The sequence below is a fragment of the Streptomyces sp. NPDC006309 genome (assembly GCF_040613095.1).
Taxonomy (GTDB): domain Bacteria; phylum Actinomycetota; class Actinomycetes; order Streptomycetales; family Streptomycetaceae; genus Streptomyces.
The window spans coordinates 101,542-125,418 of record NZ_JBEXRO010000024.1 but is presented as its reverse complement, the minus strand read 5'-3'; the positions used below and the strand labels follow the sequence as shown (position 1 = coordinate 125,418).

Genomic DNA, 23,877 nt, shown 5'->3' with positions numbered 1-23,877 from the left:
CTGTTCGGCACCCCCGGCCAGGACCGCTTCTGGTTCATGTGGGACGACCTGGTCCGCGGCGCGATCGGCGCCATCGTCCTCGTGGACACCCGGCGCCTGGCCGACTGCTTCCCCGCGGTCGACTACTTCGAGAACAGCGGCCTGCCGTTCGTCATCGCCCTCAACGGCTTCGACGGCAATCAGCCGTACTCGCCGGACGAGGTCCGCGAGGCCCTCCAGATCGGCCCCGACACCCCGATCATCACCACCGACGCCCGCCACCGCGCGGACGCCAAGTCGGCGCTGATCACCCTGGTCGAGCACGCCCTGATGGCGCGCCTGCGGTAGCGCCGCCGCGCGGTCGGTGGACAAAGGGGGGTGCCCTCTCCGGATCGGAGAGGGCACCCCCCTTTGTCCGCATGTCGTCCCCGCACGCCGAAGGGGGCCCACCCGGGCGGGTGGGCCCCCTTCGGGGACGTACGGGCTCAGTGCCAGCTGTGCGGGGCGTGGAAGCCGGGTTCGCGTTCCAGGCGGCGCCAGCCCGCCTTGGCACGGGCTCGGTGCGTGGCCGACGGCGCGGGGCGGGCGGCGGCGCGGGCCATGAGGACGGCCGTGATGGCGGCGACTTCCTCGGGCCCGGCGTGGCCCTTCTCGACGCGGATGTCAGGAGTGCTCATGGATGTCAGTCTCCGTCGATGAGAGGTCCGCGGGGTTGCCGCGGGGGGTCCGCTGCGTTACTGCGGGGGGTTGCCGTGCTTGCGCGAGGGCAGGTCGGCGTGCTTGGTGTGCAGCATCGCCAGGGACCTGATCAGGACCTCGCGGGTCTGAGCGGGGTCGATGACGTCGTCGACCAGGCCGCGCTCGGCCGCGTAGTAGGGGTGCATCAGCTCGGCCTTGTACTCCTTGACCATCTTCTGGCGCATGGCCTCGGGGTCCTCGGCCTCGGCGATCTGCCGGCGGAAGATGACGTTGGCCGCACCTTCCGCGCCCATCACGGCGATCTCGTTCGTCGGCCAGGCGTAGGTGAGGTCGGCGCCGATCGACTGGGAGTCCATGACGATGTAGGCACCTCCGTACGCCTTGCGCAGGATGAGCGAAATCCTCGGCACGGTCGCGTTGCAGTAGGCGTACAGCAGCTTCGCGCCGTGGCGGATGATTCCGCCGTGCTCCTGGTCGACACCGGGGAGGAACCCGGGGACGTCCAGGAACGTGACGATCGGGATATTGAAAGCGTCACACATCTGGACAAAGCGTGCAGCTTTTTCGCTCGCCTCGATGTCCAGGACGCCCGCCAGGACCTGGGGCTGGTTGGCGATGATGCCGACGACCTGACCGTCGAGGCGGGCGAGGGCGCAGATGATGTTGCGGGCCCAGCGCTCGTGGACCTCCAGGTACTCGCCGTCGTCGACGATCTCCTCGATGACCTTGGCCATGTCGTACGGCCGGTTGCCGTCGGCCGGGACCAGGTCGAGCAGGACGTCGCCGCGGCGGTCCAGCGGGTCGGAGGAGTCCACCCGGGGCGGGTTCTCGCGGTTGTTCTGGGGGAGGAGCGAGAGGAGGTAGCGCACCTCGGCGATGCAGGTCTCCTCGTCGTCGTACGCGAAGTGGCAGACGCCGGAGGTCTCCGCGTGGACGTCGGCGCCGCCCAGGCCGTTCTGGGTGATCTCCTCGCCCGTCACCGCCTTGACCACGTCCGGGCCGGTGATGAACATCTGGGAGGTCTCGCGGACCATGAAGACGAAGTCCGTCAGGGCGGGGCTGTAGGCCGCGCCGCCCGCGCACGGGCCGAGCATCACGGAGATCTGCGGGATGACACCGGACGCCTTGGTGTTGCGCTGGAAGATGCCGCCGTAGCCGGCGAGCGCGCTGACGCCCTCCTGGATGCGGGCGCCCGCGCCGTCGTTCAGGGAGACCAGCGGCGCACCGGCCGCGATGGCCATGTCCATGATCTTGTGGATCTTGGTGGCGTGGGCCTCGCCGAGCGCGCCGCCGAAGATGCGGAAGTCGTGGGCGTAGACGAAGACCGTACGGCCCTCCACCGTGCCCCAGCCGGTGATGACACCGTCGCTGTACGGCTTCTTGGCCTCCAGGCCGAAGCCGGTCGCCCGGTGCCGGCGCAGCTGCTCGACCTCCTGGAAGGACCCGGGGTCGAGGAGCAGCTCGATCCGCTCCCGCGCCGTCAGCTTGCCCTTGGCGTGCTGCGCCTCGGTCGCCTTCTCGCTGGGGCCGGCGACGGCCTGCGCACGAATCACGTGCAGCTCGGCGACCCGCCCGCGCGCGTCCGTCGGCTCGCCGGTCGGCTCACCCGTCGTCTCTTCCAAAACGGTCATGTAGTGACCATACGAAGGAGACCAAGGAAAGCGAGCCGTTGACTCTGTACAGTCTCCGACCCGTTTTCCTGGTACGAGTGAACAGAACCATCCCCGCATGCAGCCGTTCCGACTGCTCAGGAGGCCGGACAGTTGTAGGTGTGCCACAAAGAGATCACGCGAGAGCCACCTCACATTCGTGGGTGGAACATGCCATCCCCGGAGTGACACGGAGCCTCAGACGGGCGTCCGCCGAAAGGACCTCGACCCCCTCGCCGGCCCGTACGACGGCACGCACCGGACGGTCCCAGACCAGTTCCAGCGGGGCTCCGGTGCGGGGCGGCTCGCTGACGCAGAGGGTGGCCGTGCGGCCCCGGCGGACGACGAGCACGCTCGCGCCGGCGGAGACGGCCAGTTCCCCCACCGTACCGGCCCGCCAGAAGGTGGCCGCGGTCAGCCCCAGCCGGGGTACGGCGACGGCCTGGGCGGTGGTGTCGTCGGCGAGGACGGACAGCCACCGGCGCGGGCCGGCGGCCCGGGCCGCGGTCTCGGCGCGGGAGGCGCCGGGCAGGACCACGTAGGCGTACCGGGCGCCGGCCGGGTCGGTGCCGTGGTCGAGCCACAGGGTCTGCCAGCGCCGGGTGCGCCGTTCGTCGTCGCCGTCGGTGTTGATGTCGGACCAGGCGCCGGTGCGGTCCTCGCGCAGGGTGCGCAGGCCGGGTCCGTGGAGCAGGACCCAGCCGCCGTGGCCCTCCAGGTGCGCCCAGTTCCGGCCTCGTACGAAGCTCTGGGTGCCCCTCTCGCCCAGATTGCGGTTGTCCACGATCGTCTCGACCGGGACGCCGTCGGCGCAGCTGATCCCGGCGCCGAGGCAGACGACGGCGTCGGGCAGGAAGAACCAGGACTTGCGGGCCTCCAGGGTGGAGCCGAGGCCCTTGAGATGCTGGCCGACGGCCGCGTACGTGCCGTCGGTGGTGCCGCCGACCCAGCGCACGTCCGGCCGGGGGGCGCCCCACTCGCCGCCGGCCCGGTCGGCGAGCCGCCGGGTCGACACGGTGGTGCCGGGCAGCCGGTACCAGTCGACGGTGGGCCAGTACCAGTCCGTGTACTGGTCGCCGCCGTCCCGCGGCCACCAGGAGAGCATGCCGGAGCCGGTGTGCCAGCCGCGCGGGTTCTCGCCGTTGCCGCACTCGTAGTGGGCGATGCGGTCGCCGGCCATGGCGAGGGCGGCGGTGAAGCGGGGGGCGCGGTGGACGGCGCGGTCCATGGCCGGGAAGAGGCGGTGGCCGAGGGGTTCGGGGGTGGCGGGGCCGGGTGCCCGGGCGATGGCGTGCAGCCGCGCGAGGTCGGCCACCCCGAACTGGGGCGACGTCAGCAGCGGGGTGACGGTGTCCCGCTGGATCCAGCCCCGGACCAGGCCGTGCCACCGTTCCCGCTCGTTCTCGCCCGCGCCGCCCGCGAGGAGAGCGACGGCGGCGATCAGGGCGTGCCCGTGGTAGTGGTCGCTGCGCATGACCCCCAGGTCGTCGTTCCGCAGCAGGCCGCGGCTGATGGCACGGCCGTTGACGCAGTCCATCACCAGTCCGTCGTGGATCAGGGGCGCGCAGGCGTGTTCGACGGCGTCCAGGACGTTCTGCCGGGCGGGGTCCGTCACCGCCCACTCGGAGCCGGCGAGCAGTGCGAACAGCCTGCCGAGGCCGTCGAGCAGGACCTGCCCGTAGGTACCCGTGTAGGCGACCCAGGTGTGCTGGACGAAGGAGCCGTCGGCATGGAGGCCGTCGCCCCGGGTGACGTACGGGAAGACCGGCGAGAGCGCGTCCCGGGCGAGGGAGATCCGGCCCGGGTCCCGGCCGAGGACGCCGCGCAGGGCGACCGAACGGCACAGGTCGACGCGGTTGGCGCCGGTGGAGGTGCCGGAGTAGTCGGTGAGCAGGCTGTCGGGCAGGAAGTGGTCGACGGCCGCGCAGGCCGCCGCGACGCGGTCCGGGCCGAGCCGGTCGTACAGGACGGCCGTGATGTCCATGAGGAGGCGGGGGCTGCCGATCTGCCACTCCCACCAGTTGCCGTAGGGGGTGGTGCCGGGGCGGTAGGCGGTGGCGGAGAGGTGGTCGAGGCCGCGGAGGACGTCGGCGAGGAGTTCGGGGTCGCCGGTGGAGCCGGTGCCGTCCTGCGCGTGGGCCTGGGCCATGGTCCACAGGCGGCCGTAGGAGAACGTGATGCCGGACGGCGGGTCGAAGGGGTGGCCGGGCCAGAGGGAGGCCGCCGCGGGGGCCATGGTGGCCCGGAAGTCCCGCGCCCGCGCGCCGAGTTCCGCGAGCCGGGAGGCGTACGGTTCGGCGCCCGGGTCGTACCCCGTGCCGAGCGTGATGCCGAGCCAGCGGCGGCGCAGGGCGTCGTACGGGTCGCCGTCCGCCGCCCGCGCGCCGGGCGCGGGGGCGGCGGCGAGGGCGGCGGCCAGCAGCAGTGCGCGTCGGGTCAGGCCCATGGGCCGGTCACCGCCCTCTCTCGTACCGGCTCAGCAGCCGCCGCAGTTGTAGTAGAGGACGTCCCAGTGGCTGCCCTCGTCGGCGTAGATGTTGCCGGAGCCGGACTTGTACTGCGGGGCGCCGTCGCCGCGCAGGCCGATGTACGTGAACGTGTTCTTGACGTACGAGGTCACGCACGTGTTCTTGCCGTAGTCGAGCTTGTAGCCGTTCCAGTGCGAGTAGGTGCCGGAGGCGTGGCCGGTCTCGGTGCCGCCGGTGATGTTGAGGGCGCAGCCGCTGGCCCCCTTGAGGGTCTGGGCGCCCTGGGCGGTGGCGAGGTTGAGCTGGTCGAAGGACGTACAGGTGGCGTTGTTGCGGTCGGAGCAGTTGCCGGAGGACGACCAGGTGATGCCGGCGTCGCGGAACATCTGGGTGGCGGTCGCGTGACTGATCTTCGTGACGGCGAACGCGTCGGTCGCGGTGCCGACGACGGCGACGCCGGGGGCGACGACGAGGGCGAGCGCGGTCAGGGCCGAGCGGACCTTCATGGGGTGCCTTCCTGCGGTGGGCCGTGAGTCGTGGGGGGCGGCTGTGCAGGTGGTGCAGCCAGATGGTGCCCGAGCGCGAGGGGCGTGCGCCAGAGGGCGCACGCCCGGAAGCGGTACCTCACCCCGGAGCCTCGAACTCGCACCACACGACCTTGCCCGGGTTGCGTTCCCCCACCCCCCACTTGTCCGCCAGCGCCGCCACGAGCAGCAGTCCCCGGCCGCCTTCCGACTCCGGATCCACCTCACGGAGCCGGACGGTGCCGGGGCCGCTGTCGTGCACCTCCATCCGCAGCCGGTCCTCGCCGCGCGCGAGGTCGAACCGGACGGAGAAACCCCTGCCGGGCGGTACGCCGTGCAGCAGCGCGTTGGTCGCCAGCTCGCTGACACACAGCAGCACGTCGTCCGCCCGCCGCCGCAGCCGCCAGTCCGTCAGCACCGCCCGGGTGAACTGCCGTGCCGACCCGACCGACCTGCGGTCCTTCCGGAAGAACGCCACGCGTGTTTCGAGGGGTTGGGTTTCCTGGTTCATGCGACGAGGGTCACGGTGCGTGACTACGGTGGACCACCGGGTGAGGTCGTAGAGACGTCCTCTACGACTCCACTACGAGGACTTCCGCTCGGCACGGGGGAATGGCAGACGCATGCCCAAGAAAGTCGGTACCTGGCAGGCGGTCGGCGCGCTGGTGGCGCACTACCGGAAGAAGGCGCACCTCTCGCAGGAGGCGTTAGCCGAGCACGTCCATCTGCACGTCGACACCGTGGCCTCCATCGAGCAGGGTCGGCTGGCCCTCCAGCCGTACCGCGCCGAGCAGTTCGATGAAGTGCTTGAGACGGGCGGGGCCTTGGCGGTCCTCCTGGAGAAGCTGCCGGTGCGGGATCGGATTGTGCAGTTCGCGCAGGGGCTGGTGGATCACGAGCAGGAGGCGGTGAGCATCCTGTCGTACGAGACCCAGATGGTGCCGGGACTGCTCCAGACCCGGGAGTACTGCCTGGCCGCCTTCGACTCCCGCTATCCGGCGCTCGGCAGTGAGACGGCCGAGCAGTGGGTCCAAGCCCGCCTGGACCGGCAGTTGATCTGGCAGCGGGATCGGCCGCCCGTGGGGCACTTCCTGCTGGAGGAGAGCGTTCTGCGGCGCGACGTCGGCGGTCCGGAGGTCATGCGGGCGCAGATCCGTCAGATCCTGGAGTACACCGCACCGATCCACATGAGCGTGCAGATCATGCCCATGAACCGCATGCCGCACGCCGGGCTCGCGGGCCCCATGACCCTGCTGGAAACGCCCGAGTTCGAGCGTCTAGTGTACCTGGAGGTACAGCGTGCCAGCTTCCTGATCGACGACCCCGACGAGGTCAGCGACTATCACCTGAAGTATGGAATGCTGCGGTCACAGGCCCTCTCACCCGACGAGAGCGTGCGCCTGCTGAATGGACTGCTAGGAGAGTCATGAACACCGCAGCAGCACTCGCATGGTTCAAGTCGAGCTACAGCAGCAACGAAGGTGGCAACTGCCTCGAAGTCGCCTGGTCCTGGCGCAAGTCCAGTTACAGCGGTAGCCAAGGCGGCGACTGCGTCGAGGTGGCCGCCCACCCCGCCGCCATCCACATCCGCGACTCCAAGGCGGCTCCCGCCGGGCCGGTCCTCACCCTCTCCCCCGCCACCTGGAGCGAGTTCCTGGACGGCCTCGCCCGCTGACACGGTCAGACCAGCAGCGCGGCGGCTTCCCGGCGTGCCTGGCGCAGCCAGGACGCGCGCGTCTCGTCGGCCGAGTCGGTGACCGTACGGAAGACGACTCGGCGGACGTCGGCGACACCCACGTACGGCAGGACGCACGCCGCCCAGATCTTCTGCAAGGGGTCGCCGAACTCGTTCTCCTCGCGGTCGGCGGGGGTGTCGGAGGTGTTCAGGACGAGCGCCCGGCCGGCCTTCAGCAGCCCGGCGGGTGCTCCGTCCGCGGTGCCCAGCTTGTACGCGACACCGGGCGCGAGGACGCGCTGCACCCAGCCGGTGAGGACGGCGGGCGGCATGCCCCACCAGTTCGGGTGGATCAGCACGAGGGCGTCGAGGGTGGCCACCTCGGACCGGTGCAGCTCCACCTGGGCGTCACGGGCGGGGGTGGCCGACCGGACCGTCTCCGTCTCGTCGGCGGTCAGCATGGGCGCGAAGCCCTCGGCACAGAGGTCGTGCGCGAGCACGTGGCACCCCCGGTCGCCCAGTTCCCGCACGACGGCGTCGAACACCGCGTGGTTGAAGCTGCCCGGACGCGGATGCGCCAGGTAGACCCCGATACGCATGATCCCTCCCCCTGATCGACGCCTGATCCTCCCCGATCGGCGCGCCGCCCGCCAGTGCCGCATCAGGCAACCTTCCTGTTCACGACCTCGCGGAGGCGTTCGTCGGCGGCCCGGACCAGGTCAGGGCGAGCATCCGCCAACGCCGCGCGGGGGCGTCGAGGGAGATCGCCGTCGCGCCCGCCGACCGGGAGAGGGTGGCGCTCGCCGCGGGCGTGGAGGTGCTGTCGGTGATCACCCAGGGCTGGCAGATATATTTCGTAGCTCGATATATGCTCGATGCATGACCAAACAGAATCCGCCCTTGACGGAACCGCAGTACTTCATCCTTGCTGCACTCATGGATGGTCCGTTGCACGGTTACGGCATCATCAAGGCGGCCGAGCAGGCCACCGACGGGCGCCTCCGGATCGCTGTCGGCACTCTCTACGGCGCGTTGGAGCGGATGGAGCGGGCCGGGCTGGTGGCCGCCGACCATGAGGAGATCGTGGACGGGCGGGCGCGGCGCTACTACCGGCTCACCGAGGACGGCACCGAGGCGCTCGGCCGGGAGGCGCTGCGGATGCAGCAGGCGGCGGCCGTCGTCATCCGACACTCGCGGGACGCCGGAGCGGCCCCGGCATGAATCGTCTGCTGCTTGCGGCCTATCCCGAGCCCTACCGTTCCCGGCAGGGAGAGGAGGTGCTGGCCTGCCTGTCCGAGGCGTATCCCGGCCGTTCCTGGCCCCCGCCGCGGGAAGTTGCCGCCCTGGTGCGCGCCGGGGTGCAGGCCCGCGCCCGTGCCGTCGTGGACGACACGGCCCGGCCGTGGTGGCTGGACGGCATCCATCTGGCCGCCCTGGCCCTCGCCGCGCTGGCGCTGGTTCCGTACTTGCAGGATGTGTGGCACTGGGCACTGCGCATCGACCCCGGACAGCACGCCATCGCCTTCCACTTCTCCGGCTGGTACCCGTGGGCCGAAGGTCCCACGCGGATACGGCTGCTGCCCTACGGGCTGCTCCCGCTGGGCTGCCTGATCGCCCTGCTGCGCGGCAGACCGTGGATCGCGCTGCCGGCCGCGGCAGCCATGATCTGGGCCGGCGCCACGTCCCACGGCCGCACCCTCTTCGGCAACGAGGGCAAGGCGGGCCTGGGCTACTACGGTCTTGGCGCCCCGATAACGGCCCGTGACCTGGTGCTGTCGGGGGCACTGTGCGCCGCGTGCGCCGTGCTGGCGCTCTGCCGTCCCAGCCGTCTGCGACGCCGCTCGTACCGCTGGCTGGCCCCCGTCATGCTCGCCATGTTCGTGGCCGGGGGCCTGCACATCATCTCCGTCAGTCCGGCTTTCCAGCGCGGTTTGTTCGTCCTCGAAGTCGCCGCGCTGATCGCCGCGTGGGTGGCGACGGCCGCCACCGGCGACCACCGGTGGCTGATCCCCGTCGCGGCGTTCGCGATCGTCCGCACGCAGGCGATCGTCGTCCGGCCGGACGCGTTCATGCAGTCCTTTCCGGACCTGGTCGTCCTCATCCTGCTGATCGCACCCCTCCCCGCCCTGGCGATCGCCGCCCAGCGCCGACAGGGGCAGGCACTCGCCGAATAGGAGCGGACCTCCGGTGGGCCGGCCGAGCCCGGCGGCCCACGTCGTGCCGGAAGACGTGCGTGACCGAACTCCCCCCAACGGAAGAAACAGAGCGATGACTCAGCACGATCCTCAGTCCCTGCCCGCGCACCGTCCGGGGGCCTCAAGGCAGGCCCCCGAGGCCCCCGACGACCCCAGCCCGTCGCGTACGACACGGCTGTGGATGCCGGCTCTGCTATACACCCTGGGGTTCCTGACCGTCTACCTGCTCGCCATCTGCACCCCGTGGGGGCAACGAGCCGAGAACGCCCTGTTCGGTCTCGGTGAACAGGGCAGCGAAGAAGCATGGATATACCCCCTGTCAGGAGCGGCCTACGGCTCGACGCCCCTGCCGCCGATGGAATTGAGCGCCAAACCCACCGTGATGGTGGGCCTGGCCGTCATCGTGGTCCTCACCCTGGTGCGGCGGTGCTGGCGGCAGGGGTGCGCGGCGCTCGGGGTCGTCATTCTCACGACCGGAGGAAAGGATGTGCTCAAATCGACGCTGCCCCGCCCCGATCTGGTGGGCGCGCCGGAGAATCTCCTTGATCAAGGTTTCCCCAGCGGGCACACGGCCATCCCCGCCGCGCTGACCCTCGCCGCCGTCCTCGTGGTTTCCCCCCGCATCCGCCCCTACGTCGCCACGGCCGGTGTGCTGTGGCTCGCCTGCATCGCCGCCGCCAGCGCGACCATGGGCGGCCACCGGCCCAGCGAAGTGCTGGGAGCCACACTGTTGGCCTGTGCCTGTTACGGCCTCGCGACCTGGCTGCTGCCGCCAGCCGCCGTGCCAGGCGCCACGCGGAGCCCCCGTGCGCTGCCCGCCATCACCCTGACGCTGGCACTGGCCGTCGCCCTCGTTTCCGGCGCACGGAACGACACCCTCACAAGGTCACTGGTCTCCGCGGCGACGGCCTTCATATGTGCGGCCCTGGTCTGGTACGCCGCAGTCGGGCGGCCCGCACACACCGCACGCCGCACACGCCCCGCCCTGGACTGACCACCCGGCCGGCTCCGGTCGTCCACCAGCGACGACCGGGTCCGCGATATGATCCAAGCCGACTGAGCACGACCTGCCCTTTTCCGCCTGGAGTCCCTGGAAGACCTCCCGCGACCCGGACTACGCGGCCAAGAAGGCCCGCGCCGAGCAGCACTACGCGATCGCCGACGCGGAGGTCCTGCCCGAGGAAGGCGAGCCCGAAGTCATCTTCTGCATGGACGAGTCCGGCCCGCCCAACCTAGGGCAGCATGATCCGCCGCTACCTCATCCGGCGAGACCGGCATGCCGACGACCGGCACCTGCGCGCCGTCGTCGACAGGGCGAACGGTGCCTGATGCGGCACTAGAAGCCGCCGCCGAAGTCCCCTCCCCCGCCGCCGCCACCGAAGTCCCCGCCTCCGCCGCCGTCGCCGAAACCGCCGCCGAAGTCACCGGGGTCGAAGTCGGTGCCGGAGACGTCGCCGCCCTCGAAGCCGCCACCGTCGAAACCACCGCCGCCGAAGTCGCCGTACCCGGTGCCGTAGTCGGCGGCGTACGCGGGACCGGCCATCATGCCGCCCAGCACGGTGCCGACGAGGAGGCCGGGCAGCAGGCCGCCGCCGAAGTAGCCGCCCGCCCAGGGGCCGTAGGCCGGGCCCGCGTCCCAGTAGGGGCGGCGGCCGTACTCGGTGTCGACCTCGCGGATCGCGGGGTCGAGGCCGTCGGCCAGCCGGGTGGCGTCGGCCGCGCACACCGGGACCTGGCGCGGCGCGCCGCCGGGCGGGGTCCAGGTGGCGTCGGTGACCGAGGGGCCGTGGCGGGGGTCGAAGAAGCACGGCGGGCGGCGTTCGGGCAGGGCACGGCCCTCGCGGCGGGCGGCCAGCCGGGCGAGGGAGAAGCGGCCGTCCTCCAGGGCCTCGGTGACCGTCCGGACGTCCTCCGGGCGGCGGGCCGCGGCCATGCGCTGTTTCGCGGTCTCGTAGGCGTCCAGGGCACTCGCGTAGTCACCGCGCATCGCGTCGTCGGCGCCCGGTTCGGAGGGCCGGAAGTCCAGGCGGTCGAGTTCCTCGCCGAAGGCGGTGATGTCCTCGTCCACGACGACCCGGAGCCGGTCCAGGGCGGCCCGCTGCTCCTCCTCGCGGCGGCGGCGGTTGCGGCGGACCAGCGCGTAGGCGCCCGCGCCGCCGGCGACCACGACCACACCGGCGGTGATCAGTCCCGTGTCGGAGACGCCGCCGCCGTCCGTGCCGCCCCAGCTGCTGGGGGCGTGGCCGCCCATGTTGGCCAGGGCTCGGTCGGTGAAGTCGGCCAGCTGGGCCTTGGCGTCCTCGCCCTGGACGCTGCCGACCAGGTTGTGCTGGGCCGTGACCGACATGACGGTCGCGTCGGCTCGGGCGTCGAAGCGGTCGCCGAGGCGGATGCCGTAGAGGCCGGTGATCCCGGTGGCGGCGCGCAGGTCGTGGAAGAGTTTCGCGGTGCGGTAGCCGGCCGGGAGGACGGTGACGAACAGGGGTTTGTCCGCGTCCTTGATCCGCCGGGCGAGCGTGTCGGCGTCCGCGGCGGACAGCTGGTCCCTGGCCGCCGGGTCGACGTAGACCGGGCTCTCGCGCAGGGACCGGGCGATCGTGGAGATGTCGGTGTCCGCCCTGGCCCCGGGCGCGAACGTGGTCGCCGCCATCAGGGCCAGGACGGCCAGCAGCAGGGCGGGGAGGCTTCGGGTCCGGAGCACGGCCTTCATACTCCGAAAGTACCCCGAAAGTATCCCGAGGCCTCCCCGCACCGTTCCTTCCTGCCGCTCGGGTCTCAGGCGGCGCGGTAGGCCTCCGCCAGTTTCTCCACCGCCTTCCCGTACCTGCCGGTCAGGAGCAGGTGGTCGGCGTCGGCGAAGGGCTTGGCCACGGCCTCGGTGATATGGCCGTCCACCTTGCGCTGGACGAGCAGCCGTGCCGTGTCCACCAGGGTGCGGCCGGCCCGGTCGTCGCCGTGGCGTTCGGCCGCGGCGGCCCGGGTGGCGAGGCCGCGCAGGGTGGCCGTGCCGCCCTCCGGAACGGGGGTGCGGGTGGTCAGGCCCCAGCCGTAGGGGTACTGCGGGTCGTAGGACGCGTCACCGACGTTGATCGGCAGCTGCGCCTCGGACTTCGGCCAGGTGACGGGGAGCTGCCCGGTGAAGGGGCGGCGGCCGTAGAGGACGTCGGCGACGCCCTCGCCCTCGGTGCCGGGCAGCCAGGAGGCGACCAGGGCGTCGATCCGGTCCAGCCGGTCACCGAGGAGCTGCGGGCGGCCGGAGACGATGAGCACCGCGCACTTCATGGCCGCGCAGACCTTGTCGACGGCGGCCTGGTCGGCGGCGGACAGCCGCAGGTCGTGGCCGTTGCCGACGTCGCCGACACCCTCCGCGTACGGGGTCTCGCCGACGACGACCACACCGGCGTCGTAGCCGCCGGTCGGGGCTGAGGCGTCCTTGGAGTAGGTGACGTCCCCGCCCGCCGCGCGCAGGCCCTGGAGGATGGTCGTGCCGGGCACGGTGTTCCCGGAGGCGCCCTGCCAGGTGAGGGTCCAGCCGCCGGTCTGGTTGCCGATGTCGTCGGCGTTCGACCCGGCGACGTACACCTTCTGCGACTTCTTCAGCGGCAGCAGGCCGCCGGCGTTCTTCAGCAGCACCTGCGACTCGGCGGCGGCCCGGCGGGCGACCTCGCGGTGTGCGGGCGAGCCGATCCGCGCGGCGCCGCTCGTGTCGGCGTACGGGTGCTCGAAGAGGCCGAGGCGGAACTTCTGGGTGAGGATGCGGGAGACGGCGTCGTCGATCCGGGCCGCGCTGATCCGGCCCGCCCGCACCTCGTCGGTGAGCGTGGTGGTGAAGTCCTTGTAGCCGTACGGCACCATCATCATGTCCAGGCCCGCGTCGACGGACGTGCGGACGTGGGACGCGTAGTCGCCGGGGAGCTGGTCGATGGCGTTCCAGTCGCTGATGACGAAGCCGTCGAAGCCCAGCCGGTCCTTGAGCACACCGTTGATCATGTCGCCGCGGGCGTGCATCTTGACCGCGCCCTTGCCGTCACCGGCGATGTCCAGGGAGGAGTACGACGGCATGACCGTGCCGACGCCCCGGTCGACGGCCGTGCGGTACGGCGCCAGGTGGATGTCCTCCAGCTGCTTCCGGGTGACGTGGGTGACACCCTGGTCGATGGTGTACGTCCCGGTGGTCGAGGAGCCGTACGCGGTGCCGCCGTCGGCCACGAAGTGCTTGGCCGTGGCGAGGACCTTGTCGTCGCGCTTGAGGTCCCGTCCGTCGGCGCGGCCCTGGAGGCCCTGGATGACACTCTCCATGGACTCGACGAGCGCCGGGTCCTCGCCGTAGGACTCGTAGGCGCGCCCCCAGCGTTCGTCGCGGCTCACGCACAGGCAGGGCGCGAAGTCCCAGGGGACGCCGGTGGCGCGGACCTCGGCGGCCGTCACCGAGCCGGTCCGTTCGGCGAGTCGCGGGTCACGGGTCGCGCCGATGCCGATGTTGTGCGGCATGACCGTGGCGCCGGACAGGTTGTTGTGCCCGTGGACGGCGTCGACGCCGTAGATCAGCGGGATCTGGAAGCGGGTCGCCTGCGCGCGGAGCTGGAAGCCGTCGATCATCCGGGCCCAGGCGTCGGGGGTGTTGGGCGTGGGGGTGGAGCCGCCGCCGGAGAGCAGGGAGCCGAGGGCGTAGGCGGCGATGTCGCTCCCCTGGCCCACCGCGCCGCGCTCGGCCTGGGTCATCTGGCCGGCCTTCTCGGCCAGGGACATCCGGCTCAGCAGGTCCTTCACCCGCTTCTTCACGGGCAGCCTCTTGTCGAGGTAGGGCAGTCCGTGGGCGTCGAGGACGACCTGCGGGGTCTCGGCGGGGGCCTTGGCGCCGGTGACGGTGAGCTTCAGGGGGACGGTCTCGGCGGGTTCGGCCGTCCGGTCCCGGCGGGTGGGCACCTCGACGGTCCGCGCGGTACCGGACGCGGTGCCGGCCGGGAAGGTCAGGGTGCCGGAGACGGGCGTGTAGTCGCCGCCGGGCTCCGCGGTGCCGCCCTCGGTGGCGTAGGCGACGGTGACCGGGGCGGTGAGGGGCTGGGAGCCGGTGGTGGCCACGGTCACCTTCACCCTGGCCGTCCCGCCCTCCCTGACCGGGTAGAGGGGTGCGTCGGTGGTGACGGCGGCGTTCAGCGACGGGTCGGCCGTGCCGTACAGCTCCACGTCGTCCAGGGCGAAGTCGCCCTTGGCGCCGGGCGGGAGGGTGACGGAGTAGCCCCACATCTCCTTGAGGCCGAGGACGTGGTCGATGCCGCCGACGGGCTGGTAGTCGGTGCGGTAGGCGAAGTCGGTGAAGGGAAGCTCGATCTGCTTCCAGCCGCTGAAGTCGTCGGTGAAGGAGGTGTTCCAGAGTTCGGAGGCCTCGCCGTGGGCGCCGCCGTCCTTGATCTCGAAGACGATCTTCTTGCCGTTGTTCCGGCCGTCCCACCACAAGCGGATGCCCCGGTGGGCGGACCAGTCGTGGGCGGGCGCGTCGGCGGCGAAGTCGTGGGTGAAGCCGCCGTAGCCGCTGATGTCGTAGTCGCCGGTGAGGACCTTGCCGCCCTCGGGGGCGTCGGCGCGGTCGGTGAGCCGGAGGGCGGGCGGGTCGTCGGCGTCGCCGCCCCAGGTGAAGATGCCCTCGGCAGGCTGGGAGGCGAAGGGGACCTCGCCCTCGAAGCGGTCGACGGGGACGGGAGCTGGTGCGTCCGCGGCGTGCGCGGTCGCCCAGGGCAGCAGACCGGCAAGAAGTGCGGCGGAAGCGAGCAGGGCGGTTCTTCGCATTTACCTTCCCTCGGCTCTCGTGTTTCACTCAGGACTTAGATCACGCCGTGAGTTAACTAGGGGCCGGTAGGCCCGTCAAGACGACCCGTCAGCTCGTCCGATACGGCCCGCCAGCTCCTTCAAGACGACCCGTCAGCTCCTTCGACCCCGACAGGAAGGGCGACGCACCATGAGGAGAACCCCCCGCACCGTCCGGCTGCTGCTCGCCGGACTGCTCTCCGCCGCCGGTGTCACCGCGGCCGTACCCCCCGCGCACGCGGCCGGCGAGCAGGTCACGGCCTGGCTCACCACCACGGACGACTCCGGCGGCCGCCACGTCGTCCGCGGCCTGGCGCCCCAGACACCGTTCGCCTTCCAGTCCGGGACGGGCGGCACCGGCGAGAACATCAGCGTCGACGAGAACACCCGCTACCAGACCTTCACCGGCGGCGGCGCGTCCTTCACGGACACCGCGGCCTGGCTGATGAACAGCAGCGGAGCGCTGTCCCAGGCGACCCGGGACGCGACCATGCGCAAGCTGTTCTCCCCCACGGACGGCATCGGCCTGTCGTTCCTGCGCAACCCGATGGGCGCCTCCGACCTCGCGCGCTACGGCTACACCTACGACGACGTGCCCGCCGGCCAGAGCGACCCGGCGCTGGCCAGGTTCACCCTCGCGCACGACCTGGCGGACGTCGTCCCGCTGACCAAGCAGGCGCTCCAGCTGAACCCGTCACTGACCGTGATGGCCTCGCCGTGGACGGCGCCGGCCTGGATGTAGGACAGCGCCTCGCTCAACGGCGGCTGGCTCAAGGCCGAGGACTACGGGGCGTACGCCTCGTACTTCGTGAAGTACCTCCAGGGCTACCGCGACCAGGGCGTGAACGTCTCGTACGTCACCGCGCAGAACGAGCCGACCTGCTGCTCCGGCTACCCGTCGATGAGCTGGAACGCCGACGGGCTCGCCTACTTCACCAAGAACGAACTCCTGCCGAAGCTCCAGGCGGCCGGCCTCACCACGAAGGTGCTGGCCCACGACTGGAACTGGGACGTCTACGACTCCTACGCCGCCCAGACCGTGAACGACCCGGCCGTGCGCAACCACCCCAACTTCGGCGGCATCGCCTGGCACGGCTACGGCGGCGACGTCGGCAAGCAGACGGCCGTGCACGACCAGTACCCCACGCTGGACGCCTTCGGCACCGAGCACTCCGGCGGCACCTGGATCGCCGACCAGCAGCGCGAGGACATGACCAACATCATCGACTACACCCGCAACTGGGCGAAGTCGGTGACCAAGTGGTCGCTCGCCGTGGACCAGAACATGGGCCCGCACAACGGCGGCTGCGGCACCTGCACCGGGCTGATCACCGTGCACAACGGGGACGGCGCGAGCGGGACCGTCGACTACACCGTCGAGTACTACACCATGGGCCACCTCACGAAGTTCGTCCGTCCCGGCGCCCAGCGGATCGCCTCCACCGCCTCCACCACGGTGCCCAACGTGGCCTGGCGCAACCCGGACGGCAGCAAGGCGCTGATCGCCTACAACGGTTCCGCTTCGGCCAGGACGGTGACGTTGAACTGGGGCTCCCAGCACGCCACCTACTCGCTGCCCGGCCGCACCTCGGCGACCTTCACCTGGTCCGGCACCCAGTCCGGCGGCGGCAGCCGGAGCGGGGCCTTCACCGGGCTGGCCGGCAAGTGCCTGGACGTGGCGGGCGGTTCGGCCGCCAACGGCACCGCGGTGCAGCTCTACGACTGCAACGGCTCCACCGCCCAGCAGTGGACGCTGACGGCCGACGGGGCGGTGCAGGCGCTCGGCAAGTGCCTGGACGTGACGTCGGCTTCGACGGCCGACGGGGCCAAGATCCAGCTGTACGACTGCAACGGGACCGGCGCCCAGCGGTGGTCGTACGACGCGGCCACGGGCGAAGTGGTGAACACGGCGGCCGGCAAGTGCCTCGACGTCACGGACAACTCGTCGGCGAACGGGGCCCGGATCCAGATCTGGTCGTGCACCGGGGCCGCGAACCAGAAGTGGACACTGCGGTGACGCGGAGCTTTGCCCGACGCGGACGGTGTGCCGTGCTGCGAATCGGCCGCCCGCGGACCATCGTGGGGGTATGACCACACCGCAGGATCTCTTCCTCGTCACGCTGGACGTCCCCGGCGAGCACCCGGTCGAGCAGGGTGACCTGTCGCTGGCGCTCGCCGGGGCCGAGCTGATCGACCTGCTCGGCGTCCGGGCGCTCACCCTGGACGGCGAGCAGATCGTCCCCGGGCCGGTGCTGACCACGGGCGACCGGATGCTGGACGAGGCGGGGGCGGCACTCGTCCGGGAGGGGCCGCACGAGACGGTCGCGGACTGGCTGTGGCGGCGGGGAGAGGGCCTGGCCGTGGCCTACCACGACACCCTTCAGGCCGCCGGGCAGCTGGACGGGAAGAGCGGCAACCGCTGGCTGCCGCGCCGCGCCGGAACCGCCGCGCCGGCCGACACCTCGGCCCGCCGCCACGCGAGCGACCGCTGGGAGTCCCGCGACCCCGTCCTCACCGGCCTCGCCACGGCCCTGGGCATCCACGACGACCGGCCGGCCGGCGACGAGCCCGGCGACGAGGCGGTCATCACCGTGCTGGCCGCGGTCGGCGACGCGGTGACGGAACTGGAGGCCGTACGCGAACGGCGCCGCATCGAGAACATCGCCTTCGACAACATCTGGCGGGCACCGTAGCGATCGCCGGAGCGGCGCCGTAGTCCTCTTCGGCGCGGGAGGGCGGGGTTCCGGCCCCGGGCGCGCGGGGATTTGCCGGGCACGGGAGGGCGCGAGGGTCTCCGGGTCCCCGAAGCGGGCACGTTTCCGGCCCCGGAGGCGCGGGGGTTCGCCGGTGCGGGCGGGCGCGGTCCCGGCCACGGATGACGCGAGGGTCTCCGGGGTCCCCGAAGCGGACGGACGCGGCTCCCGCCCTGGAGCGGGCGCGCGGTTCCGGGATCCCGGGGCGGGTGCCTGGAGGGCATGGCGGTTCCGGAGGCTCGGAGCGGGCGGACGCGGCTCCGAGCCCGGGAAGGGCGGGAGGGCTCCGGGCCCCCGGAGCGGATGGACGCAAGTCCCAGCCCGGAGCCGTGCGGTGCTTCCCGGCTCCTGGAACGGGCGGACGCAGCAACATCCCAGAGAGGCACGACAGCTCCGGCCCCTTGGAACAAGCGGACACAACCCCGCCCAAAAGGGGGCGACGGCTCCTCCGACCCGGCACGGGCGGACGCAACAGCCACCCCAGAAAGGCACGACGGCTCCGGCCCCTCGGAACAAGCGGACACAACCCCGCCCGAAAGGGCGTGGCGGCTCCTCCGACCCGGCACGGGCGGACGCAACAGCCACCCCAGAAAGGCACGACGGCTCCGGCCCCTCGGAACAAGCGGACACAACCCCGCCCGAAAGGGCGTGGCGGCGCCTCGGGCCCGGAACGGGCAGACGCAACAGCCACCCCAGAAAGGCACCACGGCTCCGGCCCCTCGGAACAAGCGGACACAACCCCGCCCAAAAGGGCGCGACAGCTCCTCCGACCCGGAACGGGCGGACGCAGCAGGCACGCCGGAAGGGCGCGGCGGTTCCGGGTCCCCGGAGCGGGCGGCGCTGCTCCGGGCCCGAGCGGCGCGGCGGGTCCCGGGGCGGGCGGACGTGGCGCCCGGCCCGGAGCGGCGCGGCGGGTGCCCGGGGCGGGCGGGCGTGGCGCCCGGCCCGGAAGGGGCGTGGCGCCCGGCCCGGAAGGGGCGTGGCGCCCGGCCCGGAAGGGGCGTGGCGCCCGTCCCGGAAGGGGCCCGGGGGCCGTCGGTCGGTCGTCGCGGCGGGGCCGGGGCGCGGACGCGGTTACTACTCCGCCGGTTCCACGGCCGCCCGCAGCAGGCCGTACGTGTACGCGTCCTCCAGCGCCTGCCAGGACGCGGCGATGACGTTCTCGGCCACGCCGACCGTGGACCACTCGCCCGAGCCGTCGGACGTGGAGATCAGGACGCGGGTGGTGGACTGGGTGCCGTGCTTGCCCTCCAGGATGCGGACCTTGTAGTCGACCAGCTCCAGCCGGGCGAGCTGGGGATAGATCCGCTCCAGCGCGACGCGCAGCGCGCGGTCGAGGGCGTTGACCGGGCCGTTGCCCTCGGCCGTGGCGACGATCCGCTCGCTCTTGGCCCACAGCTTGACCGTGGCCTCGTTGGCGTGGGTGCCGTCGGGCCGGTCCTCGACGATCGCGCGCCAGGACTCGACGTCGAAGTACTTCAGCGGCCTGCCCTCGACCTCGGCGCGGAGCAGCAGCTCGAACGAGGCGTCCGCCGCCTCGTAGGTGTAGCCCCTGAGTTCGCGCTCCTTGACGCGCTCGACCACCCGGCCGACCAGTTCCCGGTCGTCGCCCAGGTCGATGCCGAGTTCCCTGCCCTTGAGCTCGATGGAGGCGCGGCCCGCCATGTCGGAGACCAGCATGCGCATGGTGTTGCCGACCTGTTCGGGGTCGATGTGCTGGTACAGGTCCGGGTCGACCTTGATGGCGGAGGCGTGCAGGCCGGCCTTGTGCGCGAACGCCGAGACGCCGACGTAGGGCTGGTGGGTGGACGGCGTGAGGTTGACGACCTCGGCGATGGCGTGGGAGATGCGGGTCGTCTCACGGAGCTTGCCGTCGGGCAGCACCTGCTTGCCGTACTTCAGTTCCAGGGCCGCGACGACCGGGAACAGGTTGGCGTTGCCGACGCGCTCGCCGTAGCCGTTGGCCGTGCACTGGACGTGGGTGACGCCCGCGTCGACGGCGGCGAGGGTGTTGGCGACCGCGCAGCCGGTGTCGTCCTGGGCGTGGATGCCGAGCCGGGCGCCGGTGTCGGCGAGGACCGTGGCGACGACCGCGTGGACCTGGGCGGGGAGCATGCCGCCGTTGGTGTCGCAGAGGATGACGACGTCGGCGCCGGCCTCGGCGGCCGTACGGACGACCGCCTTGGCGTACTCGGGGTTGGCGCGGTAGCCGTCGAAGAAGTGCTCGCAGTCGACGAAGACGCGGCGGCCCTGCCCGCGCAGGTACGACACCGTGTCGCGGACCATCGCCAGGTTCTCGTCCAGGGTCGTGCGCAGCGCCAGTTCCACATGCCGGTCGTGCGACTTGGCGACCAGGGTGATCACCGGGGCACCGGAGTCGAGCAACGCGTTGACCTGGGGGTCCTCGGCGGCGGTGGCGCCGGCGCGGCGGGTGGCGCCGAAGGCGACCAGCTGGGCGTGCCGGAAGTCGATCTCCTCCCGGGCCCGGGCGAAGAACTCGGTGTCGCGGGGGTTCGCGCCGGGCCAGCCGCCCTCGATGAAGCCCACGCCGAAGTCGTCCAGGTGCCGGGCGATCGCGAGCTTGTCCGCGACGGTGAGGTTGATTCCCTCGCGCTGCGCGCCGTCGCGCAGCGTGGTGTCGAAGACGTGGAACGAGTCGTCGAGCCTGCTGGTAGCCGTCTCGGTCATTATCTCAAGGCTCCTGTTGTGGATCTTCGGTCTTTACCGGAATGACCGGCTCCACCGTTCCTCCCATGGTCCCTCGCGCTCCGCCGCCGGCTGTGGGTGGGCCGGAAAACGAAAAAACCCCTCGCGGGTGCGAGAGGTATGCGCGCGGGTCGAGGACGACGGTGGCCACCCGCACCTGGTCGTACGAGGTGGTCACTGCGGACCGGCGCGCCTGCTGCCCATAATCACGGCGAACGAGAGCACGGGGGCAGTCTGGCACAGCGCGGCCCCCGGCTCACCGGCCGTCTCAGGATGCGGGCGTCAGGCTGGACTCCCCGGCGTCCTCGGCGGCCCTGACCCGGGCCAGGTCCAGGTCCTTCGTCTCGCGCATGGTGACGTAGACCACCAGGGACACGGCGGCGCAGCCGGCCACGTACCAGGAGAAGCCGGACTCGGCACCGGCCTTCTTGAACCACAGGGCGATGTACTCGGCGGTGCCGCCGAAGAGGGCGTTGGCGAGGGCGTAGGGCAGGGCGACGCCGAGCGCGCGCACGCCGGTCGGGAACAGCTCGGCCTTCACACAGGCGTTGATGGAGGTGTATCCGGTGACCACGGTCAGCGCGAGCAGGGCGAGGCCGAGGGCGGACCAGTAGCCGTGGACGTGCCGGAGCAGCGCCATGACCGGGACCGTCAGGACCGTGGAGCCCACCGCGAAGGTGATCAGCAGCGGGCGGCGGCCGACGCGGTCGGACAGGGCGCCGGCGAGCGGCTGGAGGCAGGCGAACACGATCAGCGCGGTGAACGAGACCAGGGTCGCGGTCTCCTTGGACAGGCCCGCCGAGTTGGACAGGTACTTGGTGAGGTAGGTGGTGTACGTGTAGTACGCCACCGTGCCGCCCATCGTCAGGGCGACGACCAGGAACGCCTCCCGCCGGTGCCGCCACAGGGCCCGCAGGGTGCCGCGCTCCCCGGAGCGGGAGGTGTCCTCCTCGTAGACCTCGGTCTCCAGCATGCTGCGGCGCAGGTAGAGGACGACGGCCGCGCCGAGGGCGCCGACGGCGAACGGGATGCGCCAGCCGTAGCCGTGCAGGGCGTCGTCGGACAGGGTGCGCTGGAGCAGGATCAGCAGGCCGAGGCCGGCGATCTGGCCGGCGGTCATGGACACGTACTGGAAGCTGGAGGCGAAGCCGCGCCTGCGCGGGTCGGACGCCTCGGTCAGATAGGTGGCGCTGGCCGCGTACTCGCCGCCGACCGACAGGCCCTGGAGCAGGCGGGCGACGAGCAGGACGAGGGCACCGCCGTAGCCGGCGACCCCGTAGGTGGGGGCGACGGCGATCAGGACGGCCGAGGCCGACATGAGCGTGACGGTCAGGGTGAGCGCCGCCTTGCGGCCCTTGCGGTCACCGACCCTGCCCAGCAGCCAGCCGCCCACGGGACGCATGAAGAACCCGACGGCGAAGATGCCGGCGGTGTTCATCAGCTGCGCGGTGGGGTTGCCGCTGGGGAAGAAGGCGCCCGCGAAGTACGGGGCGAAGCTCGCGTACACGAACCAGTCGAACCACTCGACCATGTTGCCCGCCGAGCCGACCCAGATCCTCTTCCAGTGTTGTCGTCCCATGCGCCCTTACCTGCCCGGCGGCGAAGGGAACGATTCCTTCAGGACCCGTCGGCGAGGAGCGTGCCGGCGACGAACTCCCGTACGTGCGCGAGCACCTGGTTCCGGTCGGTGCCGCGCAGCCCGATCGCCACGTGGATGGAGAACCCGTCGAGCAGCGCCCGCAGCCGGGCCGCGAAGCGGTCCGCGTCGACCGGACGGAACTCGCCGCGCGAGATGCCCTCGGCGACCAGGGCGACCAGGTCGCGGTGCCAGGCGCCCTCGATGGCGGCCTGCCGGGCGCGGGCGTCGTCGTCCGCGTTCTGCGAGCGGTTCCAGACCTCCAGCCAGAGCGTCCAGTGCGGGTCGCGGTGGCCGTCGGGGACGTACAGGTCGACGTAGGCGGCGAGCCGGTCCCGGGCCGGCGCGGACCGGGTGAGCAGCCGGCCGCGCTCGGCGCCGAGCCGGCCCTCGCTCCACTCCAGGGTCCGCAGCAGGAGTTCGTCCTTGGAGCGGAAGTAGTAGAGGAGGTGCCCGCTGCTCATGCCGACCTCGCGGCCGAGCGCGGCCATGGTGAGCTTCTCCAGACCGCGCTCGGCGATCATGTCCATGGCCGCGGCGAGGACGTCCTCGCGGGGCGGGGCCGGGGTGCGGCGGCGGGGGGACGGGGGTGTGCTCATGCCGGGACCGCCCCCGTGGCGCGCGACGGGCGCGACGGGCGTTCGGGCCGCCGCGGCCGCGGGTGCGGCGGCGGACTGGGACGGCGGCCGCGGGCCGCGCACACCTGGACGTTCACCCGTACGTTCTACCCGACACCGGCCGTCACCGGGTCCTCGGCTGCTGCTGGGTGATGCAGTGGATGCCGCCGCCGCCCGCGAAGATCGTGCGGGCGTCGACCAGGGTCACCGTCCGCTCGGGGAACAGCCGGCGGAAGATCCCGGCGGCGATCTCGTCGCGCGGGTCGTCGAAACCGCACAGCACCAGGCCGCCGTTGCACAGGTAGTGGTTGATGTAGGAGTAGTCGGCCCAGTGGCCGTCGGCCTCCAGGACGGTGGGGGCGGGCACCTCCACGACCTCCAGACGGCGGCCCCGGGCGTCGGTCGCCGACCGCAGCAGGCCGATGACCTCCCGGGTGACCTCGTGGTCGGGGTGGGCCGGGTCCGGCTGGTGGTGGGCGACCACGACCCCGGGACGGGCGAAGGCGGCGACGATGTCGACGTGGCCGAGGGTGCCGTAGCCGTGGGGAGGGTAATCGCCGGTCAGGCCGCGCGGCAGCCAGATCGCCTTGCGGGTGCCGAGGTGGGCGTGGATCTCCGCCTCGACCTCCTGGCGGGACCAGTGCGGGTTGCGCTCGGGGCCGAGCTGCACGGTCTCGGTGAGCAGCACGGTGCCCTCGCCGTCGACGTGGATCGCGCCGCCCTCGTTGACCAGCTTCGAGGCGTACGTCCGCGCGCCCGCCAGGCCGGCGACGTACGCGCCGATCCTGGAGTCGTGCTCCCAGCGGGCCCACTCCTGCGCGCCCCAGCCGTTGAACGTCCAGTCCACGGCGGCCAGTCCGCCCCGGTCGTCGGTGAGGAAGGTGGGCCCGATGTCCCGCATCCAGGCGTCGTCCAGGTCCCGCTCGACGGTGTCGATGCCGGGGCCGAGCAGCGCCCGCGCCTCGGCGGACCGGCCGGGCCCGCACACGACGGTGACCGGCTCGAAGCGGCGGACGGCGCGGGCCACGGACGCCCAGGCGATCCGGGAGGCCGCGAGGTCCTCGGGGTCGTCGAAGGTGGGGTTGGGGCCCGGCCACGCCATCCAGGTGCGCTCGTGCGGGGTCCACTCGGCGGGCATGCGGAAGCCGTCGGCGGCGGGGGTGGTCATGTG

General features: G+C 72.1%; 20 protein-coding genes and 2 pseudogenes. 9 read left to right on the top strand and 13 right to left on the bottom strand.

Annotation, left to right across the window (positions count from 1 at the left end):
* The coding region (locus ABZ117_RS27070; RefSeq protein WP_356824401.1) for an ATP/GTP-binding protein at nt 1-327 on the top strand (327 nt) is incomplete at its 5' end.
* Nucleotides 328-464: 137 nt separating this feature from the next.
* Here the strand turns inward: ABZ117_RS27070 and ABZ117_RS27065 are convergent.
* The 5 genes from ABZ117_RS27065 to ABZ117_RS27045 all read right to left on the bottom strand — a co-directional run bounded on the left by ABZ117_RS27065 (nt 465) and on the right by ABZ117_RS27045 (nt 5,830).
* Nucleotides 465-656 (bottom strand): acyl-CoA carboxylase subunit epsilon, encoded by a 192-nt coding sequence (locus ABZ117_RS27065; protein WP_356824400.1) that lies wholly within the window; start codon nt 654-656, stop codon nt 465-467.
* Between the two features lie 57 nt (nt 657-713).
* Nucleotides 714-2,309: an acyl-CoA carboxylase subunit beta gene (locus ABZ117_RS27060; RefSeq protein WP_356824399.1), complete on the bottom strand. Its 1,596-nt coding sequence runs from the start codon at nt 2,307-2,309 to the stop codon at nt 714-716.
* Between the two features lie 154 nt (nt 2,310-2,463).
* Nucleotides 2,464-4,773 carry a polysaccharide lyase 8 family protein gene (locus ABZ117_RS27055; RefSeq protein ID WP_356824398.1) on the bottom strand — a complete coding sequence of 770 codons (2,310 nt, stop codon included), beginning with the start codon at nt 4,771-4,773 and terminating at the stop codon, nt 2,464-2,466.
* Nucleotides 4,774-4,803: 30 nt separating this feature from the next.
* Nucleotides 4,804-5,301 carry a hypothetical protein gene (locus ABZ117_RS27050; protein WP_356824397.1) on the bottom strand — a complete coding sequence of 166 codons (498 nt, stop codon included), beginning with the start codon at nt 5,299-5,301 and terminating at the stop codon, nt 4,804-4,806.
* 118 nt (nt 5,302-5,419) lie between these two features.
* Nucleotides 5,420-5,830: an ATP-binding protein gene (locus ABZ117_RS27045; protein ID WP_356824396.1), complete on the bottom strand. Its 411-nt coding sequence runs from the start codon at nt 5,828-5,830 to the stop codon at nt 5,420-5,422.
* Between the two features lie 112 nt (nt 5,831-5,942).
* Here ABZ117_RS27045 and ABZ117_RS27040 point away from each other — a divergent pair, with 112 nt between their 5' ends.
* Nucleotides 5,943-6,749 carry a helix-turn-helix transcriptional regulator gene (locus tag ABZ117_RS27040; protein ID WP_356824395.1) on the top strand — a complete coding sequence of 269 codons (807 nt, stop codon included), beginning with the start codon at nt 5,943-5,945 and terminating at the stop codon, nt 6,747-6,749.
* Complete coding sequence (locus ABZ117_RS27035) at nt 6,746-6,994, top strand: DUF397 domain-containing protein (protein WP_356824394.1); 249 nt, start codon at nt 6,746-6,748, stop codon at nt 6,992-6,994. The genes ABZ117_RS27040 and ABZ117_RS27035 overlap by 4 nt, the downstream gene beginning before the upstream one ends.
* A 5-nt stretch (nt 6,995-6,999) precedes the next feature.
* Here ABZ117_RS27035 and ABZ117_RS27030 read toward each other — a convergent pair whose 3' ends face one another.
* Nucleotides 7,000-7,593, bottom strand: coding sequence for an NAD(P)H-dependent oxidoreductase (locus ABZ117_RS27030; RefSeq protein WP_356824393.1), 594 nt, complete (start codon nt 7,591-7,593; stop codon nt 7,000-7,002).
* A gap of 79 nt (nt 7,594-7,672) precedes the next feature.
* On the bottom strand, nt 7,673-7,828 hold the full coding sequence (locus ABZ117_RS27025) for a hypothetical protein (RefSeq protein ID WP_356824392.1): 156 nt from the start codon (nt 7,826-7,828) through the stop codon (nt 7,673-7,675).
* A gap of 45 nt (nt 7,829-7,873) precedes the next feature.
* Between ABZ117_RS27025 and ABZ117_RS27020 the strand changes: the two genes are divergently transcribed.
* The 4 genes and pseudogenes from ABZ117_RS27020 to ABZ117_RS27005 form a co-directional block, all read left to right on the top strand.
* Nucleotides 7,874-8,215, top strand: a complete 342-nt coding sequence (locus ABZ117_RS27020; protein ID WP_356824391.1) for a helix-turn-helix transcriptional regulator — start codon at nt 7,874-7,876, stop codon at nt 8,213-8,215.
* Nucleotides 8,212-9,168, top strand: coding sequence for a hypothetical protein (locus ABZ117_RS27015; RefSeq protein WP_356824390.1), 957 nt, complete (start codon nt 8,212-8,214; stop codon nt 9,166-9,168). The genes ABZ117_RS27020 and ABZ117_RS27015 overlap by 4 nt, the downstream gene beginning before the upstream one ends.
* Before the next feature lie 202 nt (nt 9,169-9,370).
* Nucleotides 9,371-10,183 carry a phosphatase PAP2 family protein gene (locus tag ABZ117_RS27010; protein WP_356824389.1) on the top strand — a complete coding sequence of 271 codons (813 nt, stop codon included), beginning with the start codon at nt 9,371-9,373 and terminating at the stop codon, nt 10,181-10,183.
* Between the two features lie 52 nt (nt 10,184-10,235).
* Nucleotides 10,236-10,424: pseudogene (locus ABZ117_RS27005) on the top strand (IS630 family transposase); the annotation flags it as partial.
* 101 nt (nt 10,425-10,525) lie between these two features.
* Here ABZ117_RS27005 and ABZ117_RS27000 read toward each other — a convergent pair.
* Together ABZ117_RS27000 and ABZ117_RS26995 are read right to left on the bottom strand one after the other, a co-directional pair.
* A complete protein-coding gene (locus ABZ117_RS27000) occupies nt 10,526-11,899 on the bottom strand; it encodes a hypothetical protein (protein WP_356824388.1) in 1,374 nt (457 codons plus the stop codon).
* A gap of 65 nt (nt 11,900-11,964) precedes the next feature.
* Complete coding sequence (locus tag ABZ117_RS26995) at nt 11,965-14,976, bottom strand: glycoside hydrolase family 3 N-terminal domain-containing protein (RefSeq protein ID WP_356824387.1); 3,012 nt, start codon at nt 14,974-14,976, stop codon at nt 11,965-11,967.
* A 169-nt stretch (nt 14,977-15,145) separates the two neighbouring features.
* Between ABZ117_RS26995 and ABZ117_RS26990 the strand changes: the two are divergent.
* Together ABZ117_RS26990 and ABZ117_RS26985 are read left to right on the top strand one after the other, a co-directional pair.
* Nucleotides 15,146-17,011: pseudogene (locus ABZ117_RS26990) on the top strand (lectin).
* 70 nt (nt 17,012-17,081) lie between these two features.
* Nucleotides 17,082-17,687, top strand: coding sequence for a GPP34 family phosphoprotein (locus ABZ117_RS26985; protein ID WP_356824386.1), 606 nt, complete (start codon nt 17,082-17,084; stop codon nt 17,685-17,687).
* Nucleotides 17,688-18,824: 1,137 nt separating this feature from the next.
* On the opposite strand, the gene cimA is transcribed toward ABZ117_RS26985, so the two are convergent.
* The 4 genes from cimA to ABZ117_RS26965 form a co-directional block, all read right to left on the bottom strand.
* Nucleotides 18,825-20,435: a citramalate synthase gene (cimA, locus tag ABZ117_RS26980; RefSeq protein WP_356824385.1), complete on the bottom strand. Its 1,611-nt coding sequence runs from the start codon at nt 20,433-20,435 to the stop codon at nt 18,825-18,827.
* Nucleotides 20,436-20,721: 286 nt separating this feature from the next.
* On the bottom strand, nt 20,722-22,032 hold the full coding sequence (locus tag ABZ117_RS26975) for an MFS transporter (protein ID WP_356824384.1): 1,311 nt from the start codon (nt 22,030-22,032) through the stop codon (nt 20,722-20,724).
* A gap of 38 nt (nt 22,033-22,070) precedes the next feature.
* Entirely contained in the window at nt 22,071-22,688 is a 618-nt protein-coding gene (locus ABZ117_RS26970; RefSeq protein WP_356824383.1) for a TetR/AcrR family transcriptional regulator, read from the bottom strand.
* A 142-nt stretch (nt 22,689-22,830) separates the two neighbouring features.
* Nucleotides 22,831-23,874: an agmatine deiminase family protein gene (locus ABZ117_RS26965; RefSeq protein ID WP_356824382.1), complete on the bottom strand. Its 1,044-nt coding sequence runs from the start codon at nt 23,872-23,874 to the stop codon at nt 22,831-22,833.
* Nucleotides 23,875-23,877 lie beyond the last annotated feature (3 nt).

Bases quoted from the DNA above. Each gene is read 5' to 3' on its own strand.
- ABZ117_RS27065 (WP_356824400.1), bottom strand. From the start codon at position 656: ATGAGCACTCCTGACATCCGCGTCGAGAAGGGCCACGCCGGGCCCGAG.
- ABZ117_RS27060 (WP_356824399.1), bottom strand. From the start codon at position 2,309: ATGACCGTTTTGGAAGAGACGACGGGTGAGCCGACCGGCGAGCCGACG.
- ABZ117_RS27055 (WP_356824398.1), bottom strand. From the start codon at position 4,773: ATGGGCCTGACCCGACGCGCACTGCTGCTGGCCGCCGCCCTCGCCGCC.
- ABZ117_RS27050 (WP_356824397.1), bottom strand. From the start codon at position 5,301: ATGAAGGTCCGCTCGGCCCTGACCGCGCTCGCCCTCGTCGTCGCCCCC.
- ABZ117_RS27045 (WP_356824396.1), bottom strand. From the start codon at position 5,830: ATGAACCAGGAAACCCAACCCCTCGAAACACGCGTGGCGTTCTTCCGG.
- ABZ117_RS27040 (WP_356824395.1), top strand. From the start codon at position 5,943: ATGCCCAAGAAAGTCGGTACCTGGCAGGCGGTCGGCGCGCTGGTGGCG.
- ABZ117_RS27035 (WP_356824394.1), top strand. From the start codon at position 6,746: ATGAACACCGCAGCAGCACTCGCATGGTTCAAGTCGAGCTACAGCAGC.
- ABZ117_RS27030 (WP_356824393.1), bottom strand. From the start codon at position 7,593: ATGCGTATCGGGGTCTACCTGGCGCATCCGCGTCCGGGCAGCTTCAAC.
- ABZ117_RS27020 (WP_356824391.1), top strand. From the start codon at position 7,874: ATGACCAAACAGAATCCGCCCTTGACGGAACCGCAGTACTTCATCCTT.
- ABZ117_RS27015 (WP_356824390.1), top strand. From the start codon at position 8,212: ATGAATCGTCTGCTGCTTGCGGCCTATCCCGAGCCCTACCGTTCCCGG.
- ABZ117_RS27010 (WP_356824389.1), top strand. From the start codon at position 9,371: ATGCCGGCTCTGCTATACACCCTGGGGTTCCTGACCGTCTACCTGCTC.
- ABZ117_RS27000 (WP_356824388.1), bottom strand. From the start codon at position 11,899: ATGAAGGCCGTGCTCCGGACCCGAAGCCTCCCCGCCCTGCTGCTGGCC.
- ABZ117_RS26995 (WP_356824387.1), bottom strand. From the start codon at position 14,976: ATGCGAAGAACCGCCCTGCTCGCTTCCGCCGCACTTCTTGCCGGTCTG.
- ABZ117_RS26985 (WP_356824386.1), top strand. From the start codon at position 17,082: ATGACCACACCGCAGGATCTCTTCCTCGTCACGCTGGACGTCCCCGGC.
- cimA (WP_356824385.1), bottom strand. From the start codon at position 20,435: ATGACCGAGACGGCTACCAGCAGGCTCGACGACTCGTTCCACGTCTTC.
- ABZ117_RS26975 (WP_356824384.1), bottom strand. From the start codon at position 22,032: ATGGGACGACAACACTGGAAGAGGATCTGGGTCGGCTCGGCGGGCAAC.
- ABZ117_RS26970 (WP_356824383.1), bottom strand. From the start codon at position 22,688: ATGAGCACACCCCCGTCCCCCCGCCGCCGCACCCCGGCCCCGCCCCGC.
- ABZ117_RS26965 (WP_356824382.1), bottom strand. From the start codon at position 23,874: ATGACCACCCCCGCCGCCGACGGCTTCCGCATGCCCGCCGAGTGGACC.